Genomic DNA, 15,699 nt, shown 5'->3' on the forward strand with positions numbered 1-15,699 from the left:
GGGATCGAGATGAACGTAACTCAAGTTGGAGAAATTCATAACTGCGACTGTGGTTTCTCATGGCGCACCGGGAAAAGTGGTTCGCATGAATGCGGCTATGGACTAAGAAAGCAGCTGGCCGCCCTCAAAGCAGAGCGTGACTCCCTGGCGGCTGAGGGTGCGGCGCGGGGCGAAATCATCGAGCGCCTGATTGGTCAATACAGTGCAGCGGGTTATCACGCCGTGCAGAATTCACTTAATCCAGCACAGTCATTGCTATACGACGCAATGCAGGTGCTGAAACAGTCAGCCACCGACGCCTACCTCAACTCTGTGCGGGCTGAGGGTGTGGAGATGTTTGCGAAAGAATTGGGTAGTCCATATGGCGATGATGAGGGTCGAGACTACGAAACCGGCTTTAACAGAGCTATTGAGGTTTCAAAAAGCAAAGCAGCCAAATTTGTTACCCAGCTCCGCGCCGGTAAGGATGGTGAGTGATGGAACAGCCGATCCTCGATATGTGCTGTGGCTCTCGGATGTTCTGGCTCGACAAGAAAGACAGCCGCGCGATATTCGCAGACATCCGCAAAGAGTCACACGTGCTGTGTGATTACCGAGCTTTGCATATTAACCCGGATATCATCGCAGACTTCCGTTCTTTACCCTTTGCTGACTGCAGCTTCGCACAGGTGGTGTTTGATCCACCCCACCTGGACCGCGCTGGAGAGAACGGCTGGATGCGGAAAAAGTACGGTGCGCTGGATAAGCAGAGCTGGTGTGATGATATCCGAGCTGGTTTCAATGAGGCGTTTCGGGTTTTGCGGCCACACGGCACTCTGATTTTTAAATGGAATGAGACTCAGATACCGGTGAGCCAGGTGATCGCCCTTACCGAACAGAAGCCAACCATCTGGCAACGCACTGGCAAGGGAGATAAAACGCACTGGATTATCTTTTTGAAGGAGGCGAGTGATGGCGCTGACTCACGGAGAACTTAATTCGATAGCGGCAAAATGGCTGAAACGCCCACTGAGCAATAACGGACCAGGCTGCCAGGTTGCACTGACTGAGGTTGGTGGGCTATTCGAAGGCGAACGCGCAGATGCTTTCGGCTACCGCTGGGGATATGACGGCGGCTCAGTTGTTGTTGAGAGCAAAGTAAGCCGCTCTGACTTCCTTGCTGACCGTGCCAAACCTCACAGAAACGGCACCAGCCCTGGCATGGGAACCTACCGCTATTACATTTGCCCGGAAGGGCTGATTGATATCCCTGACCTGCCCCACGGATGGGGGCTTTTGTGGGTAAATCAGCGCGGTCACGTCAAACTGAAGGCAGGACATGTCTGTTGTCACAAGGTCGGCGGTTATGGTCCAGCGCGTGATATGGCGCTGTTCTGGCAGCATCCGGCTGATTTACGCTTTGAGTTGGACATGATGGCTCACTCACTGGTCAGGTTTGGCGATCCTGAAGAGGCCAAGGAGATGGTGCGCAGTGCTAACCGGGAATACCGCCGGGTAGCTGCGGAAGTGAACAAGCTGAGGGAAGATATCAAACAGTACCGGACGGATGCTTATCGCCTAAAACTGTATGAATCTCAAAATGGGGGCTTGTCCAATGCCTAAATCCCCCGCCGAACGCAAAGCAGCACAGCGTGCTCGCCAGGCCGCTGCCGGTGGTAAAAAGCTGGAGCTGGCGCTGGATAGTCAGGAACTGGAGATGCTGGCGCAGAACTGCGCCGCACGCCGCCCTGGTCGTGAACCGTATGAGCTGAACGAGTATATCGCGCTGTTAATCCGGAAAGACTCCGCTGAGCTGGCGCAGCAACTTGAGGCAATGGCCCACCAGCAGTGCGGGAAATGCAAAGAGCAGTTGCCGGTGCAGTCATGCCCTTGCAAGGGTGAAGCCGCATGCTGGACCACCAGCGGATGGCAGAAACTGAAATTAAATATTGATACGCCGTGATATGTCACGGCTCAGCAGACCTGTTGCAGCGGGGATGTGTGGAGAGAACGAGATGTCTGATATTGATAACGTGATAATTTCTGATGCCGATATCGAAAAAATAACCGGCTATAAAATCCCCTCAAAACAATGCCAGTGCCTGAAACAGGCGGGTATATTTTTCGTGGTTCGCCGTGATGGTCGTCCGAGAACAACATGGCAGCATTTCAATGATCCAATATCGTCACGGAAAGCCCCTGAAGCCAGCTTTCCTGAACCCAACTTTGGAGCACTGGATTAATGGCGCGCGTTCGCAAAAACGCTGCAGATGCCTGGATGCCGCCACGCGTTTATCGCGGGAGATCAGCCTATGAGTTCCATCCAAAAAACGGCGGCGCTATCCGCCTATGCGCGCTGGATGCAGCTCAGTCCTCAGTATGGGCTGCATATGAGGCGTTGATAAATGAGATACCTGATGACAGGCTGCTGGCGTCACTAGCTGACCGCTTTTTCAAATCGGCTGATTTTTTCGAACTGGCACGTGAAACACAACGGGACTACCTGAAATATTCAAAAAATGTTTTAGCTGTTTTTGGTGCCATGCCCTCTGATGCAATCCGGCCTGAGCACGTCAGAAAGTACATGGACAAACGCGGATTAAAAAGCCGGGTGCAGGCCAACAGGGAAAAAGCGTTTATGTCCCGCATGTACCGCTGGGGCTATGAGCGTGGCATGGTTAAGGGTAACCCAACGAAAGGAGTTAAGAAGTTCAAGGAGGTGTCCAGGGATCGGTATGTGACCGATGCGGAGTACCAAGCTCTCTATTCATGCGCGCCTGATGTGGTGAAAATCGCTATGGAATTAGCCTACCTCACCTGCTCGCGTCAGGGTGATATTCTCGCAATGAAAAAGAGCCAGATCATGGATGAGGGCATATTGATCAAACAGAGTAAAACCGGTGTTGCTCAGATCAAGGCGTGGTCGCCACGGTTTGCAGCAGCAATCAAAATGGCAGCGGAGTTGCCGCTCAAACCAGGGATGAGCAGTATTTTCATCATCCACCAGCCTAATGGTTCTGGCTACACCCGAGACGGGTTTAATAGCCGCTGGAGTGCTGCACGTGAAGCGGCAAAGATCAAATTTCCAGAACTACTGTTTGATTTCACTTTTCACGATTTGAAGGCAAAGGGCGTGTCTGATCTGGAGGGGGACTTGTACGAGAAGAGAGCCATTACGGGGCATAAAAATGTGGAGCAGACTGCGGCTTATGATAGAAAAATTACTGTAGTGCCAGTAGTTGGAGGACAGACAACGAGCAGATAAGAGAGGTCAATCCTCATCATCACTTGTTGGTGTAGCAGGAATAACAATTGGTTGAGGTTGTTTTAACGAATTATTAACCTGATCGAACAACTCAAAATCGAACCATGAAACATGCGATATCTCATCGGCAGAAAATATTATGTCCATTTTACTGTTTAACCTAACAGGTTTTACGGAGTTAGATGTAGCAGCAGATACAGTCATAACATAGCCAGGGTAAGCATTTGTGAATTCGATAGTTAAATCGTTTTTGTTTCTGTAGCCTGACATGATGGGGAAAATCGATAATGCGCTATTGGCACCCTCATCTTCTGTAGGCTCAAGTATGCCGTTAACAATTCCAACATAGACTTTTCTTGATTGAAGCGTAATCAATATAGGTTCTTTTTTTTGAGCTTCTATGCAGTCGATAAGCATCATATCTAGACTTCCTGTAGAAAGTGTTTTCCTTAACACCCGTAGTCTTGACGCATGATTGATGCTTTCGTGAGTATCTTTTTTATAAAATATCCCCATAAAAAAGTCTTTGATTTTTACCAAGCTAACCCAGACTATCGAAGAAAGCACACTACATAATGATATTATGACAAGCCAAACTTCTGCTTTGTTAGCGTCGACAATTTTTTTTATTCTTAATGACGTAGACACCTGTTCAATAAGGTGAAATTCTGGAAAGAAAAACTTTAGCAAAGCTGCGATGGTCATAACTACTATGACATTAAACGATCCAAAAGCTGCAACTTTAAGATAAAGAAGCTGACCATCGTATTTATGAAGTTGGTAAAAGTGATAAAGGTTAGCGACAACTAAAATGTAACCGCTAACCAGTATAGGAATGAGAAGAAGTGCGAACAACTAGGCCTTCCTTGGTTGAGGCGTCCCGACCATAGCTTCCTCACGGTTTTGTTGCCGTATAGAAGCAGTTCTGTTCACGATAGCAAGAGCCTTACGCTGCATCTCCTGAACTTCAGGAAGTGTTGCGATTTCTTCTGAAGGTATGAAGACCTCACCGCGACCGCCAACTCGAACCCTAGCTCTAGCCAAAACGGGATTGCCGTGCTTTGCAAAAGCTTTTCTAATCCTATTAGCGAATGACATAGTACTCTCCTTACAGCTTCAAAGCTGTCATGCGTAAGAATATCCATACGATAAAATTTTGCAACTTTTTATCGGATCTTATCCTTTGAGTAAGTATGGAGTTAAAGCTACAAGATTCAACATTTCTTCGCGAACGTATCAATAAATTTTGAAACTTCGATACCTACTTGTGTTCAGACAACCTTGCTCCCATAACGTTTGCCTTAAAGATAGTTTTTAGTTCGCCAACATTTAGTCCAGTAAATGAAATTGTAGCTTTATCAGGCACAACTAAGAGCATTGGATATTAGGAAGAGGTATTAGGAAGCTGAATTCAGGCACAAAAAAACCGCCTCTGAGGGGCGGTCATACGACACTGCTTATCATTGATTTTATTGGTAATTCGATATGGTGCCCGGGGCGGGACTTGAACCCGCACAGCCTTACAGCCGAGGGATTTTAAATCCCTTGTGTCTACCGATTTCACCACCCGGGCAGGGTGTAACTGGAGGCGCGTCCCGGAGTCGAACCGAGGTACACGGATTTGCAATCCGCTGCATAGCCACTCTGCCAACGCGCCTTAACTGATGTGCCGCCAGGATAACCTGACCTGCTAATCTGGAGCGGGAAACGAGACTCGAACTCGCGACCCCGACCTTGGCAAGGTCGTGCTCTACCAACTGAGCTATTCCCGCAATTTTCAGCAAATTTATCGAACCTGCTGATTTTACTTATCTTCTGGCAGCCTGGCCGCCGTTCGATGCGATGCATTCTACTTAGATGACGCAATGAGTCAATAAAATTATCCTCACAGGACGTCCGTTTGCTGCTTTTTAAATCGTATCGATCACGGTTCGAGCAGATCGCCGCGTGCGGCGCTTAAATACTGAAACATCGACCAGAAAGTCAGTACGGCTGCAATGTACAATGCCACCACGCCAATCGCTACGACGGTAGCATCCGGACGCCATAACAGTGCAAAAAGAGACAGCATTTGTGCCGTCGTTTTCACTTTACCAATCCATGAAACAGATACGCTACTGCGCTTGCCGATTTCCGCCATCCATTCACGCAACGCAGAGATAATGATCTCGCGGGCAATCATGGTCGCCGCAGGCAGCGTAATCCACCAGGCGTGGAAATGTTCTGCCACAAGCACCAGCGCGATCGCGACCAGCACTTTATCGGCAACCGGGTCGAGAAACGCCCCAAAGCGCGTCGTCTGCTTCCAGCGGCGCGCCAGAAAGCCATCAAACCAGTCTGTTACAGCAGCAAAGATGAAAATCAGTGCGGTGGCCAGCGGCGCCCAGGTGAACGGCAGATAGAAAGCCAGCACAAAGAACGGGATGAGCACGACTCGAAACAGGGTGAGACACGTCGGGATGTTTAATTGCATATGCCGGTAACTGTCTGGATATAGGTAGAATTTAGCCTATGTTCCTACATTGCCCCCCCTGTTTCAATGCTAGTGTTTCAACGAGTAGTATATTTTTTCTGCCAGAGCATGTGAGATACCGGGTACATTGGCGATCTCCTCCACCGACGCATTCATCAGCGGTTGCAGGCCCCCCATGTACTTAAGCAGTTGCTGACGCCGTTTCGGCCCCACACCTTCGATGCTTTCCAGCGCACTGGTGTTCTTTACTTTGGCGCGTTTTTTTCGGTGACCCGAAATGGCATGATTGTGAGCATCATCACGAATGTGCTGAATGACATGCAGCGCAGGCGCATCAGACGGCAGTGAAACGCCCTCGCCTTCCGCTTCAAAGAACAGCGTTTCCAGCCCGGCTTTACGATCGCTGCCTTTGGCGACGCCGAGTAAGATGGGCTGGTTTTTATCCCACGGCACATCCAGCTCTGCGAAGACCTGTATGGCCTGCGAGAGCTGGCCTTTACCACCATCGATCAGAATCACATCCGGAATCTTATCTTCTTCAATCGCTTTACCATACCGACGGCGCAACACCTGGTTCATGGCGGCGTAGTCATCACCCGGTGTAATGCCAGTGATGTTGTAGCGGCGATAATCGGCACGCAGCGGACCATTCTGGTCAAACACTACGCAGGAGGCGATGGTCTGCTCACCCATGGTATGGCTGATATCGAAGCACTCCATGCGTTTAATCTTGTCGAGATCAAGAAACTCCGCCAGCGCCATCAGTCGCTGATGAATCGTGGAGTGCTGTGCCAGACGCGTGGTTAACGCTGTGGCGGCGTTGGTACGTGCCAGCTTGAGATAACGGGCACGATCGCCGCGCGGCTTGCTCTGAATCGTCACCCGGCGTCCCGCCAGCTCGCTGAGCGACTCCGCCAGCAGTTCGCGCTCCGGCAGGGTAAAGTCCAGCAGGATGTCGCCTGGCAACGTGCGTGCCTCACTGCCCTGCAGGTAGAACTGCCCGACGAAGGTCTGCACGACCTCAGCCAGATCGGTATCCACCGGCACTTTCGGGAAGTAACTGCGGCTGCCAAGCACTTTGCCCTGACGGATAAAAAGCACGTGTAGACAGGCCATACCCGCTTCATAAGCGACACCCATCACATCAAGGTCATCGCCCTGATTCGAGACAAACTGTTTTTCCGTGATGCGTCGCACGGCCTGAATCTGATCGCGCAGGCGTGCCGCCTCTTCGAAACGCAGGCCAGTGCTCGCCTCTTCCATGCGTTTCACCAGCTGGTTGAGGACCTGATCGTCTTTACCGGCCAGGAACAGGCGCACGTAGTCGGTCTGCTGGGCATACTCCTCCTCACTGACCAGCCCCGACACACAGGGTCCCAGACAGCGGCCAATCTGATATTGCAGACAGGGACGTGAGCGATTGCGGTAGACGCTGTTTTCGCACTGGCGGATAGGAAAGACTTTTTGCAGCAGCCCTAACGTTTCACGCACCGCATAGCCGTTCGGGAACGGACCAAAGTATTCGCCTTTAGCATGCTTTGCACCACGGTGCATCGCCAGCCGAGGATGAGTATCGCTGCTGAGAAATATATAGGGGTACGATTTATCGTCGCGCAACAGTACGTTGTAACGCGGCTGATAGAGCTTGATGTAGTTATGCTCAAGCAGCAGCGCTTCGGTTTCGGTATGGGTAACGGTGACATCGATGTGCTGGATATTGCTGACCAGCGCTTCGGTTTTGCGGCTGCCGACCTGAACGCGGAAGTAGCTGGTCAGACGCTTCTTCAGGTCTTTGGCTTTGCCCACATAGATGACGGTGCCTGAGGCGTCATACATGCGGTAAACACCGGGTTTGCTGGTTACCGTACTCAGAAAGGCTTTAGAATCAAAAACGTCATTCACTACTGATTAACGGCTCCGCATTATAGAGGCCATGTCGAATGGCCAGATGCGTTAACTCTACGTCGCCACTGATATTCAGCTTGCTGAACATCCGGTAGCGATAACTGTTAACGGTTTTGGGACTGAGATTTAACTGCTCGGAAATTTCCGTCACCTTTTGTCCCCGGGTTATCATCAGCATAATCTGCAATTCCCTTTCCGACAAACAGCTAAAGGGAGATTCCGCTTTTTGCGGCTCAATCTGGCTCAGTGCCATCTGCTGAGCGATATCGGATGCGATGTAGCGCTGACCAGCATTGACCGAGCGAATCGCATTGATCACCTCCTGTGGCGCAGCGCCTTTACTGAGGTAGCCTGCTGCACCCGCCTGCATCACTTTAGCAGGCAGCGGATTTTCCGTGTGAATGGTTAGCATGATGATTTTGATATCGGGGTTGTAACGCACGATTTTGCGCGTCGCTTCCAGTCCGCCGATCCCAGGCATATTCATATCCATAAGGATTACATCAACCTGGTTGGCACGACACCACTTAGCCGCATCTTCGCCACAGTTGACCTCTCCGACCACGGCCAGACCTTTGACATCCTCAAGGATGCGACGGATTCCGGCACGGACAAGTTCATGGTCATCAACAAGAAGCACACTGATCAACGGGGAAACTCCAGAGGCTAAAAAAAGAGGAAGCAATTAACGATTGCAAGCGGTAATCATACCCGTTTTTACTTTAAAAGCACATCAACAAAGCAAAACTGTCCAGCCTTTACATCATAGCTTTTAGCCTTACCCAGCCAGCAATAACAGACATTTCTGATAACGAACAGCGCCGTTTAATAATAATTAAACTCTCACTATTTCATGGCATTAACATCCTGATCTTTGGATATGCGCCGCTGCAGGCTGATGGGTTCCCGGGTCCAGTAAACGCTGTGATTACTTTCAGCGATTGATTAGTTGTGCTGGATAAACCCGCTATTACTGAGGAAGCGAACCGGCTACTCAGCAACTTATCGACCCTGTGATATACTCACGCACTGCTGTTCGGACAGATTGCCGACACGTTGTCATTCACCAAGGAGAAATGCATGAGCGACGAAGATTTTGCAACTTCGCAGGAAGCCCGGAAATTAGCGGATGAAATCGCGGGTCTGAAGATGATGATTACCCTGATCCTGAAAGGTATGGGCCAGGCTGATGCCGGCAAAGTGATTATCAATATGGAACGCTATGTACAGACGCTTGGCGACAAGCCTCAGGCGGAAGTATTCAGCAACACCATCAAACAGATTAAAACAGCCTACCGTCAGTAAGTTTTTTTTGCCCCCAGCTGCGGGGGCAAATCCGCTAACTGTGTGCCTGCCAGTTAACCGAAACGCCCAGCGTTGGCAGCACCTCTTCAGGACTAAAGCGCCGTGTTCCCCGATACTTCTCTGCCAGCGCCGGCTGAACGACCGGAATGCGGATCGCAAACAGATTATCTTCTGACAGAATAAGTCCCGGCGTCAGGGGTTCATAGACCACCCCATGTTGTTCGAACATCTTCTCCAGCATTGGCGTTGCCGAACTGATGATGTACTCAATGCCGTTCAGTTCTGCCAGTTGCACAGCATGCCAGAGAATATTAAGTGGCAGTTCAGCATCGACCTCAAGCCGGGCCGAGAAGCGCGACATTTCCCACACTTTCTCATGGCTGAACGGCAACACGATGCCTTCGCTCTGCTCAGGACCGAACCAGGGCATCAGACGCGCGCAACCACTGATACCCTCACGCGCATTCCATGCAATAAGCCAGGTAACATCTGAACGATCGTAGCGATCATATTCCTGGCCCGGCGTGCTCAGGCGTGGCGGTATTGACCACCCTTCACCGCGCGCAAAAACGCTGTAACGGTAGCTGCCGAGTTCGGCAAGCAAAGAGGATGGCATATCCTTTAATTGCGTTTGCACTATTTTCATCATGCGCCTCTGACATCCCCATGTTTGCAATGATTTCTTTGCGCCAGCCTGGCAAAGTCCCGGCGCAGGGTAGACAACAGACCCTTACAAAGGAACTGCCATATGTAGCAGTTGTTTATGTTCAAATCAGTCCGATTGCGGCTGCGTAGCAGGCAATCTGCGTTTTATTGGAAACATTGAAACGCTTTTGTATATTCTTTTGGTGAAAGTTAACGGTATGTTCAGAGATAGATAAAATTAGTGAAATTTCGGCTGCTGTTTTCCCCTCAGCTGTCCATTTCAGAATTTCCAGCTCGCGCTGACTAAACTCTTTTTTTAGTACCATCATTGCATCATCGCTAAAGCGTTCCAGCGTATCCAGACTTAGTTCCGCTAAAAGCTGTAGTTTTACCTCCAGCTCAGAAAGGCAGAGCCGGGCAGAAGTGGGCTGTTGCGACGATATAGATAATATACCAAGGACGCGATTTGGTGCCATTGCAGAGCAAGAAAATCCGCTCTGTAGCCCATATTCTCTCGCCTCACGCCAAAAATTGCTGGCGTTTGCGAACAGATCATCCGTCCACGCTACCCCCTTGCCCGGTCGCTGACACACGATGAGCACCGGATCGACAGCGTAATAATTCTGCTTCTCATAACGTTTAACCCATAATTTGGGATAGGTGCTATGTAAATGAATACGTGGTCGATTAAAAGGCACCGGATGCTGAATCAAAAAGGCAAAATAATCGAAACCAAACGATTCAGTAAATTGCTGCAGTAACGGCTTCAATTCAGAAGCAGCCGTTAATGCCTGAAATTGTTCTTTCACCTCACTTCGCCAGGCGAAATAATTTTCAGTACTCATATTGCCTCAGTATTAATTTCACTCGCTCTTACGGTATTATTCATTCGGATTCATCGGATAAATAAATTAACAGAAGAAACTTAATTCATCGCAGGGCCTGAATCTTTCGTAAAGGTGCAGCGTATTTAACCTTTCACCGTTGGAGCGGAGTGAAAAAGTGTCTCTGCCTGTTCAATGTGAGGCCGATCCCAGCATTTTCAATCACCCCGATAGAATAAGATTTTTCTGATAGAATTTCAATCCCCGCCCTTAGGTATGATTTTATTTTATGTACGGAATTTCTGCTGAAAATATTCAAAAGCGCTGTTTCCTGTTGAGTAAATAACGAGTAAACAAGGCATTAATTGTGAACGGGTAAGTGAGGCAGCAGCTCTTTTTAGCTGACATAATTTTTATCAGGAAATAAGAGTCGCTTTGTTATTGTCGCCATAAGTCCAGGTATGGCCAGCCGACACCGAAATCGTGGTGCCCCTTCTCGTAACAAATCACCGGCTCACACCCCACGTTCTGCCACTCCTGCGTCAGTTCAGCCTCTGTTACTACGGGGTGTCATGGAAGCGTGAAGATGCCCTGTTGAATAAAGGCATTCTGCTAAGTCACGCTATGAGGTTACGATGCTAAACCATTCGCTGATTGCAGGGATATATCCACTTATCTGATTAAGGCTAATCCGGTGCAAGCACAGCACAACTATGACACTGACCTCGTCTGCCTTAGCGCAAGGCATGGCGGAAAAGGCTATATATAGTGAAAGCATGATGAATGCTGACTCTATTATAGCCAGTTAAATCACCTCACCGATAGTCACGCAACTAAATTACCTGAGAAATAAATGATGGTGTAGCCCGCTTCTTTTTCTTAACGGTTCCTTCATTATTTATACGATTAATTTGGCTTATCTCTTCCAGAGAGATCGTGAAGGAATTTCACTATAAAGCCTGCCGAACTGGCGCAGGTAATGCTGAGAATTTGCACACGTGGTTTATTCCGCTGGCGTTATTTTATTAAAATACCTGGCACTAAATTAAGGTCCTTTATCAGTGTGCTCATGCGCTGACAGACTCTTGCAGCGATGGATCCGGTTCAGCGAGGATCGCTGGAATGAATTTGCTGTCACCCTCTGAAAATCTCTTAACCAAACACGGTATTAATCCTGCCCGATGATTTATCGGCAATAGCCTGCTCCTCGCATACCCAGATGAAAATGTGAGGCGTGCGCGGCATTGTAATTCGGACCCAGTGCATTACCGAATACGTCACAGCCGCCGCGCCACAGCGTATGAAGCATGGCCGCTTTTTCTTCCGGCTTTTGCCAGTGACGACTGACTTCAAGCCGCTGTCCATCAGCCAACTGAAAGCCTGTTACATCCCAGGCATCAGCAGTAGCATGTTCACTAAGCCGCCCCTGTGTGCGGTGATAAATGTTACGACAGGCATAGCTGCCGACATGGGTAATTCGTACCAGTGGGCTGTGCATATCTCTGGCAGTCTGTTCGCGACTGCGTAGCGCATACATGGTGCTGGCGACTGCCATCGGACAGCTGGCAAGAAAGCTGCTGCTGAGGCTGACCGGCCCAAATTTATGAATCCGAAGCGGATGATTGAGCGGACAGTTCCCCGTAACGGCGGGACGCTCGCTGAAACTGACCCAGCCTGCCTGTTGAGCACGGCGCATCACCGCCAGACACGCCTGGGGATCGCTTAACCTTTTCATCTTGATCTGCGTGATCCAGCCCGGCGGATCGGTGACAGAGAGCGGTGTAAAAGGATTGAACTGCGGCGGCAGATGTTGCTTCAGCCAGGGTAAGCTGACCCATCCCAGCGCGATTAACAGCAGAAACAGGATAAGCGTGCGCATAGTCCCCTTTGCAGCATGATGATTAGCAAACGAAAAGTGTAGAAGCTCATTGCCCTTCACGCCGTTGGCCTGACACAACGTGATGAATCATTACTCAGTTTGACGGAGGATTGACCAGAATAACCTGCCGCTGTCACGTCTGCGCAGGATCCGGGTCACATCAGGTAAAAAACTGTTACCGGCTTTGGGGTGACTTCCTCTATCTTATCCGACTTGCCCTTGGGCAGATGCCTTTACTAACAGCCAGCAGAGCTGACACAACATCAAGACAGGAAAGACAATTCTATGGTTGATCAATCTAAAGAAACCGCACATGCCCCCGACGCGCCCGATAAGCTCCAGCGCAATCTGCATAATCGCCACATCCAGCTCATCGCCATTGGCGGTGCTATCGGCACCGGTCTGTTTATGGGCTCCGGTAAAACCATCAGCCTGGCTGGCCCCTCGATCATCTTCGTCTATATGATCATCGGCTTTATGCTGTTCTTTGTGATGCGTGCGATGGGGGAGTTGCTGCTCTCTAACCTTGAGTACAAATCCTTCAGCGATTTTGCCGCCGATCTGCTTGGCCCCTGGGCTGGGTACTTTACCGGATGGACTTACTGGTTCTGCTGGGTGGTAACCGGCATCGCCGACGTAGTGGCCATCAGCGCCTATTTCCAGCTCTGGTTCCCAGGCTTCTCGATATGGATGAGCGCCCTGCTCTGCGTGGTCGTTTTTCTGGCGCTCAACATTGCCACCGTCAAGCTGTTTGGCGAGATGGAGTTCTGGTTCGCGATTATTAAAATCGTCGCTATTGTGGCGCTGATCGTGACCGGCATTGTGCTGGTGTCGATTCACTATCCTTCACCCGGGGGCGGCACGGCAGCACTCAGCAACATCTGGGATCATGGCGGGATGTTCCCTAAAGGTCTGAGCGGCTTCTTTGCCGGGTTCCAGATCGCGGTGTTTGCCTTTGTCGGTATTGAACTGGTGGGTACGGCAGCCGCTGAAACCCATAATCCGCATAAAGTCTTACCGCGCGCGATCAACGCGATTCCGCTACGTGTGATTATGTTCTACGTGCTGGCACTGATGGTGATTATGGCGGTAACGCCGTGGACCCAGGTGATGGCCGATCGCAGTCCGTTTGTTGAGATGTTCGTACTGATTGGTCTGCCTGCTGCCGCGAGTATTGTTAACTTTGTGGTGCTGACCTCTGCCGCCTCCTCAGCCAACAGCGGCATCTTTTCCACCAGCCGTATGCTCTATGGCCTGTCGCAGCAGGGTGTGGCCAGTCGCGCCTTTGGCCGGCTCTCTGCGCGTGCGGTCCCAACCACTGGCCTGTTCTTCTCCTGCCTGTGTCTGCTGATTGGCGTAGCGTTAATCTACCTGATTCCGGATGTGATGAAGGTCTTTACGCTGGTGACCACCGTTTCGGCCATTCTGTTTATGTTCGTCTGGACCATCATTCTGTGCAGTTATCTGGCGTATCGTAAAAAGCATCCACAGCGCCATGCTGAATCAGCATTTAAGATGCCGCTGGGCAAGTTCATGTGCTGGGTCTGTATGGCCTTCTTTGCCTTTGTGCTGGTGCTGCTGACGCTGCAGGAGGATACGCGCCAGGCGCTGATGGTGACGCCTCTCTGGTTTGCCCTGCTGGGTGTGGGCTGGATGCTGCGTAATCGTCGCGGCCGCTAATCGGTAACAGCAGGAAAAAAGCCCGGTCAGTTGACCGGGCTTTTTTACAGACGCTCGCCCAACGCAGAGAAAATAGCCGAAAACGAGGGGCGTTCATAAGGTAAGCGCTCTGGCCGTGGATCAGGCTGCAGAGGCGTGCCCAGACCAAAGGTGAACGTATAATTATCGCCTTCGCCCATGCGCAGATCGGCAATCGTCGTCTGCCCATCCTGCTCACGCAGGGCATAAAAGCCGTGGCTGAACCAGGCAACACGTTCTGCGGACCAGCTACCCCGGAAGGCGTCGAACAGTTCGGGATGTCGCGGATACCACGTGACCTGCAACGGATGCGAGGGTGATAACAGCGACCAGTAAGCTTCGCCGTAGCGATCCTGCGTCATAATTACGCTGCGCCAGACCAGCGTGTTAAAGGCAGTTGGCGTCACCAGCACTTTATTTGCAGCAATCCCCTGCTGTGTCAGCGAATCACGAATCTGCCAGCCTGCGATGCCCTGAATCATCACGCTCCAGACGAGATACAATGTACTCAGCATCAGTCCGAGTCGGTTTCCGCGCAGCCCTTTACCACCACGACGCCAGAGCGCGACGCACAACCCTATAAGCAGCGGCAGCGTATAGAGGGGATCGACGATATAAATACTGCCAATGGCATAGGGATGATCAGTGATCGGCAGACCAAGCTGCGTGCCATACACCGTCATCAAATCGAGCAGCGGATGGGTAATCAGCGCCAGCCAGATCGCGGGCCACCAGTGCGGCCACTTCACCCGCTGACGAAACCATCCCGCGACAAGCCAGGCAATCAGTGGCGATGCCAGCGTGAGCCAGAGCAGCGCATGCGTTTCCGTGCGATGCAGCGTCATGTTGCGTATCGCATCGCCATGGTCAATAAACACATCGAGATCGGGTAAAGTGCCGCAGATACCGCCCACCAGCGCGGCCTGCCAGACCGGTACCCGACGTCCCATCACGGCGACACTGACCGAAGCACCCAGAACGAACTGCGAAACAGAATCCATTGATTAACTCCGTCACCGAACGGTGAATGTGGCCTGATTTAGCGTACGCGAATCCCTTCTATGATCATGCGCTGAACGTTATCAACGGCCTGGTCGAAAAACGCCGGATCGCTGAGTGTCTGGCCGGTGACGGCCTCAACCTGAGTAGCAAAATCGGCGTAGTGCTGCGTGGTGGCCCAGAGCATAAAGATCAGATGCTGTGGCTGTACGCCGGCCAGTTGTCCTTCATCAATCCAGCGTTCAATAATTGCCGCCTTGTCATCCACCAGTTGCTTGAGATCGCCCGCCAGCTCTCCTTTCAGCAACGGCGCCCCCTGCAACATCTCCAGACAGAACAGTCGGGAAGCCTGAGGATGATCGCGCGACACCTCCAGTTTCAGCCGGATGTAACGTCGGATCGCGACCAGCGGATCCTGATCGTGCGCCAGCGCGCGCAACGGAGCCAGCCAGACGTCCAGGATCTGTTTGAGCACCGCCACATAGAGCACTTCTTTAGAGGGGAAATAGTAGAGCAGATTGGTTTTAGAGACATCGGCCAGCTCAGCCACCTTATCGAGGCTGGTACCGTGAATGCCATACTGTGAGAAGAAGGTTAATGCCGCATCCAGTATGGCGGCCCGCTTCGCTGCGACCGCACGCGAACGACGCGTTGGCTTTTTTTCATCGGTATTCACACATTTACCTCATCCATCTGGTGTCAGCGCATCATAGCAAAGGGATTCATC

At 51.0% G+C, this 15,699-nt stretch carries 17 protein-coding genes and 3 tRNA genes; 8 read left to right on the top strand and 12 right to left on the bottom strand.

Annotated elements, in window-relative coordinates; genetic code table 11:
* Nucleotides 1-9: 9 nt before the first annotated feature.
* The 6 genes from ACR8BF_RS12240 to ACR8BF_RS12265 are packed head-to-tail and all read left to right on the top strand — an operon-like array spanning nt 10 to nt 3,244.
* On the top strand, nt 10-477 hold the full coding sequence (locus tag ACR8BF_RS12240) for a hypothetical protein (RefSeq protein ID WP_434745042.1): 468 nt from the start codon (nt 10-12) through the stop codon (nt 475-477).
* On the top strand, nt 477-977 hold the full coding sequence (locus ACR8BF_RS12245; RefSeq protein WP_434745043.1) for a class I SAM-dependent methyltransferase: 501 nt from the start codon (nt 477-479) through the stop codon (nt 975-977). Before ACR8BF_RS12240 ends, ACR8BF_RS12245 begins: the two co-directional genes overlap by 1 nt.
* Entirely contained in the window at nt 952-1,602 is a 651-nt protein-coding gene (locus ACR8BF_RS12250; protein WP_434745044.1) for an adenylosuccinate synthase, read from the top strand. Before ACR8BF_RS12245 ends, ACR8BF_RS12250 begins: the two co-directional genes overlap by 26 nt.
* Nucleotides 1,595-1,942, top strand: a complete 348-nt coding sequence (locus tag ACR8BF_RS12255) for a hypothetical protein (RefSeq protein ID WP_434745045.1) — start codon at nt 1,595-1,597, stop codon at nt 1,940-1,942. The genes ACR8BF_RS12250 and ACR8BF_RS12255 overlap by 8 nt, the downstream gene beginning before the upstream one ends.
* Before the next feature lie 52 nt (nt 1,943-1,994).
* On the top strand, nt 1,995-2,222 hold the full coding sequence (locus ACR8BF_RS12260; RefSeq protein WP_337030363.1) for a DUF4224 domain-containing protein: 228 nt from the start codon (nt 1,995-1,997) through the stop codon (nt 2,220-2,222).
* Nucleotides 2,222-3,244: a tyrosine-type recombinase/integrase gene (locus ACR8BF_RS12265; RefSeq protein ID WP_434745046.1), complete on the top strand. Its 1,023-nt coding sequence runs from the start codon at nt 2,222-2,224 to the stop codon at nt 3,242-3,244. The genes ACR8BF_RS12260 and ACR8BF_RS12265 overlap by 1 nt, the downstream gene beginning before the upstream one ends.
* Before the next feature lie 6 nt (nt 3,245-3,250).
* On the opposite strand, the gene ACR8BF_RS12270 is transcribed toward ACR8BF_RS12265, so the two are convergent.
* From ACR8BF_RS12270 to uvrY, 7 genes are all read right to left on the bottom strand, one after another.
* Nucleotides 3,251-4,099: a hypothetical protein gene (locus ACR8BF_RS12270; protein WP_434745047.1), complete on the bottom strand. Its 849-nt coding sequence runs from the start codon at nt 4,097-4,099 to the stop codon at nt 3,251-3,253.
* A gap of 631 nt (nt 4,100-4,730) precedes the next feature.
* Nucleotides 4,731-4,817 (bottom strand) — tRNA-Leu (locus ACR8BF_RS12275).
* Between the two features lie 10 nt (nt 4,818-4,827).
* Nucleotides 4,828-4,901, bottom strand: a tRNA-Cys gene (locus ACR8BF_RS12280).
* Nucleotides 4,902-4,940: 39 nt separating this feature from the next.
* Nucleotides 4,941-5,016 (bottom strand) — tRNA-Gly (locus ACR8BF_RS12285).
* Nucleotides 5,017-5,168: 152 nt separating this feature from the next.
* Nucleotides 5,169-5,717 carry a CDP-diacylglycerol--glycerol-3-phosphate 3-phosphatidyltransferase gene (gene pgsA / locus ACR8BF_RS12290; protein WP_090962392.1) on the bottom strand — a complete coding sequence of 183 codons (549 nt, stop codon included), beginning with the start codon at nt 5,715-5,717 and terminating at the stop codon, nt 5,169-5,171.
* A 69-nt stretch (nt 5,718-5,786) separates the two neighbouring features.
* A complete protein-coding gene (gene uvrC, locus ACR8BF_RS12295) occupies nt 5,787-7,619 on the bottom strand; it encodes an excinuclease ABC subunit UvrC (protein WP_292990780.1) in 1,833 nt (610 codons plus the stop codon).
* Nucleotides 7,612-8,271 carry a UvrY/SirA/GacA family response regulator transcription factor gene (gene uvrY, locus ACR8BF_RS12300; protein ID WP_010246608.1) on the bottom strand — a complete coding sequence of 220 codons (660 nt, stop codon included), beginning with the start codon at nt 8,269-8,271 and terminating at the stop codon, nt 7,612-7,614. Before uvrY ends, uvrC begins: the two co-directional genes overlap by 8 nt.
* 431 nt (nt 8,272-8,702) lie before the next feature.
* Between uvrY and ACR8BF_RS12305 the strand changes: the two genes are divergently transcribed.
* Nucleotides 8,703-8,927: a DUF2594 family protein gene (locus ACR8BF_RS12305; RefSeq protein WP_003849983.1), complete on the top strand. Its 225-nt coding sequence runs from the start codon at nt 8,703-8,705 to the stop codon at nt 8,925-8,927.
* 34 nt (nt 8,928-8,961) lie between these two features.
* Here the strand turns inward: ACR8BF_RS12305 and ACR8BF_RS12310 are convergent, their stop codons facing one another.
* The 3 genes from ACR8BF_RS12310 to ACR8BF_RS12320 form a co-directional block, all read right to left on the bottom strand.
* Nucleotides 8,962-9,573 carry an acyl-homoserine-lactone synthase gene (locus ACR8BF_RS12310; protein ID WP_179897120.1) on the bottom strand — a complete coding sequence of 204 codons (612 nt, stop codon included), beginning with the start codon at nt 9,571-9,573 and terminating at the stop codon, nt 8,962-8,964.
* 121 nt (nt 9,574-9,694) lie between these two features.
* Nucleotides 9,695-10,417, bottom strand: a complete 723-nt coding sequence (sdiA, locus tag ACR8BF_RS12315; protein ID WP_179896132.1) for a transcriptional regulator SdiA — start codon at nt 10,415-10,417, stop codon at nt 9,695-9,697.
* 1,165 nt (nt 10,418-11,582) lie between these two features.
* Nucleotides 11,583-12,275, bottom strand: coding sequence for an extensin-like domain-containing protein (locus tag ACR8BF_RS12320; RefSeq protein WP_434745048.1), 693 nt, complete (start codon nt 12,273-12,275; stop codon nt 11,583-11,585).
* Nucleotides 12,276-12,560: 285 nt separating this feature from the next.
* On the opposite strand from ACR8BF_RS12320, the gene cycA reads away from it, so the two are divergent.
* Nucleotides 12,561-13,955 (top strand): D-serine/D-alanine/glycine transporter, encoded by a 1,395-nt coding sequence (gene cycA, locus ACR8BF_RS12325; RefSeq protein ID WP_292990750.1) that lies wholly within the window; start codon nt 12,561-12,563, stop codon nt 13,953-13,955.
* A 44-nt stretch (nt 13,956-13,999) separates the two neighbouring features.
* Here cycA and ACR8BF_RS12330 read toward each other — a convergent pair whose 3' ends face one another.
* Nucleotides 14,000-14,974 (bottom strand): metal-dependent hydrolase, encoded by a 975-nt coding sequence (locus tag ACR8BF_RS12330; protein ID WP_292990748.1) that lies wholly within the window; start codon nt 14,972-14,974, stop codon nt 14,000-14,002.
* 38 nt (nt 14,975-15,012) lie between these two features.
* Nucleotides 15,013-15,648, bottom strand: a complete 636-nt coding sequence (gene rutR, locus ACR8BF_RS12335; RefSeq protein ID WP_292990745.1) for an HTH-type transcriptional regulator RutR — start codon at nt 15,646-15,648, stop codon at nt 15,013-15,015.
* Nucleotides 15,649-15,699: the final 51 nt, after the last annotated feature.

Origin of the sequence: Candidatus Pantoea rara, assembly GCF_051136265.1 — a bacterium.
In the GTDB taxonomy this organism is placed as follows: domain Bacteria; phylum Pseudomonadota; class Gammaproteobacteria; order Enterobacterales; family Enterobacteriaceae; genus Pantoea; species Pantoea rara.

Bases quoted from the DNA above. Each gene is read 5' to 3' on its own strand.
- ACR8BF_RS12240 (WP_434745042.1), top strand. From the start codon at position 10: ATGAACGTAACTCAAGTTGGAGAAATTCATAACTGCGACTGTGGTTTC.
- cycA (WP_292990750.1), top strand. From the start codon at position 12,561: ATGGTTGATCAATCTAAAGAAACCGCACATGCCCCCGACGCGCCCGAT.
- ACR8BF_RS12260 (WP_337030363.1), top strand. From the start codon at position 1,995: ATGTCTGATATTGATAACGTGATAATTTCTGATGCCGATATCGAAAAA.
- ACR8BF_RS12330 (WP_292990748.1), bottom strand. From the start codon at position 14,974: ATGGATTCTGTTTCGCAGTTCGTTCTGGGTGCTTCGGTCAGTGTCGCC.
- ACR8BF_RS12310 (WP_179897120.1), bottom strand. From the start codon at position 9,573: ATGAAAATAGTGCAAACGCAATTAAAGGATATGCCATCCTCTTTGCTT.
- ACR8BF_RS12305 (WP_003849983.1), top strand. From the start codon at position 8,703: ATGAGCGACGAAGATTTTGCAACTTCGCAGGAAGCCCGGAAATTAGCG.
- ACR8BF_RS12320 (WP_434745048.1), bottom strand. From the start codon at position 12,275: ATGCGCACGCTTATCCTGTTTCTGCTGTTAATCGCGCTGGGATGGGTC.
- sdiA (WP_179896132.1), bottom strand. From the start codon at position 10,417: ATGAGTACTGAAAATTATTTCGCCTGGCGAAGTGAGGTGAAAGAACAA.
- ACR8BF_RS12245 (WP_434745043.1), top strand. From the start codon at position 477: ATGGAACAGCCGATCCTCGATATGTGCTGTGGCTCTCGGATGTTCTGG.
- ACR8BF_RS12265 (WP_434745046.1), top strand. From the start codon at position 2,222: ATGGCGCGCGTTCGCAAAAACGCTGCAGATGCCTGGATGCCGCCACGC.
- ACR8BF_RS12250 (WP_434745044.1), top strand. From the start codon at position 952: ATGGCGCTGACTCACGGAGAACTTAATTCGATAGCGGCAAAATGGCTG.
- pgsA (WP_090962392.1), bottom strand. From the start codon at position 5,717: ATGCAATTAAACATCCCGACGTGTCTCACCCTGTTTCGAGTCGTGCTC.
- ACR8BF_RS12255 (WP_434745045.1), top strand. From the start codon at position 1,595: ATGCCTAAATCCCCCGCCGAACGCAAAGCAGCACAGCGTGCTCGCCAG.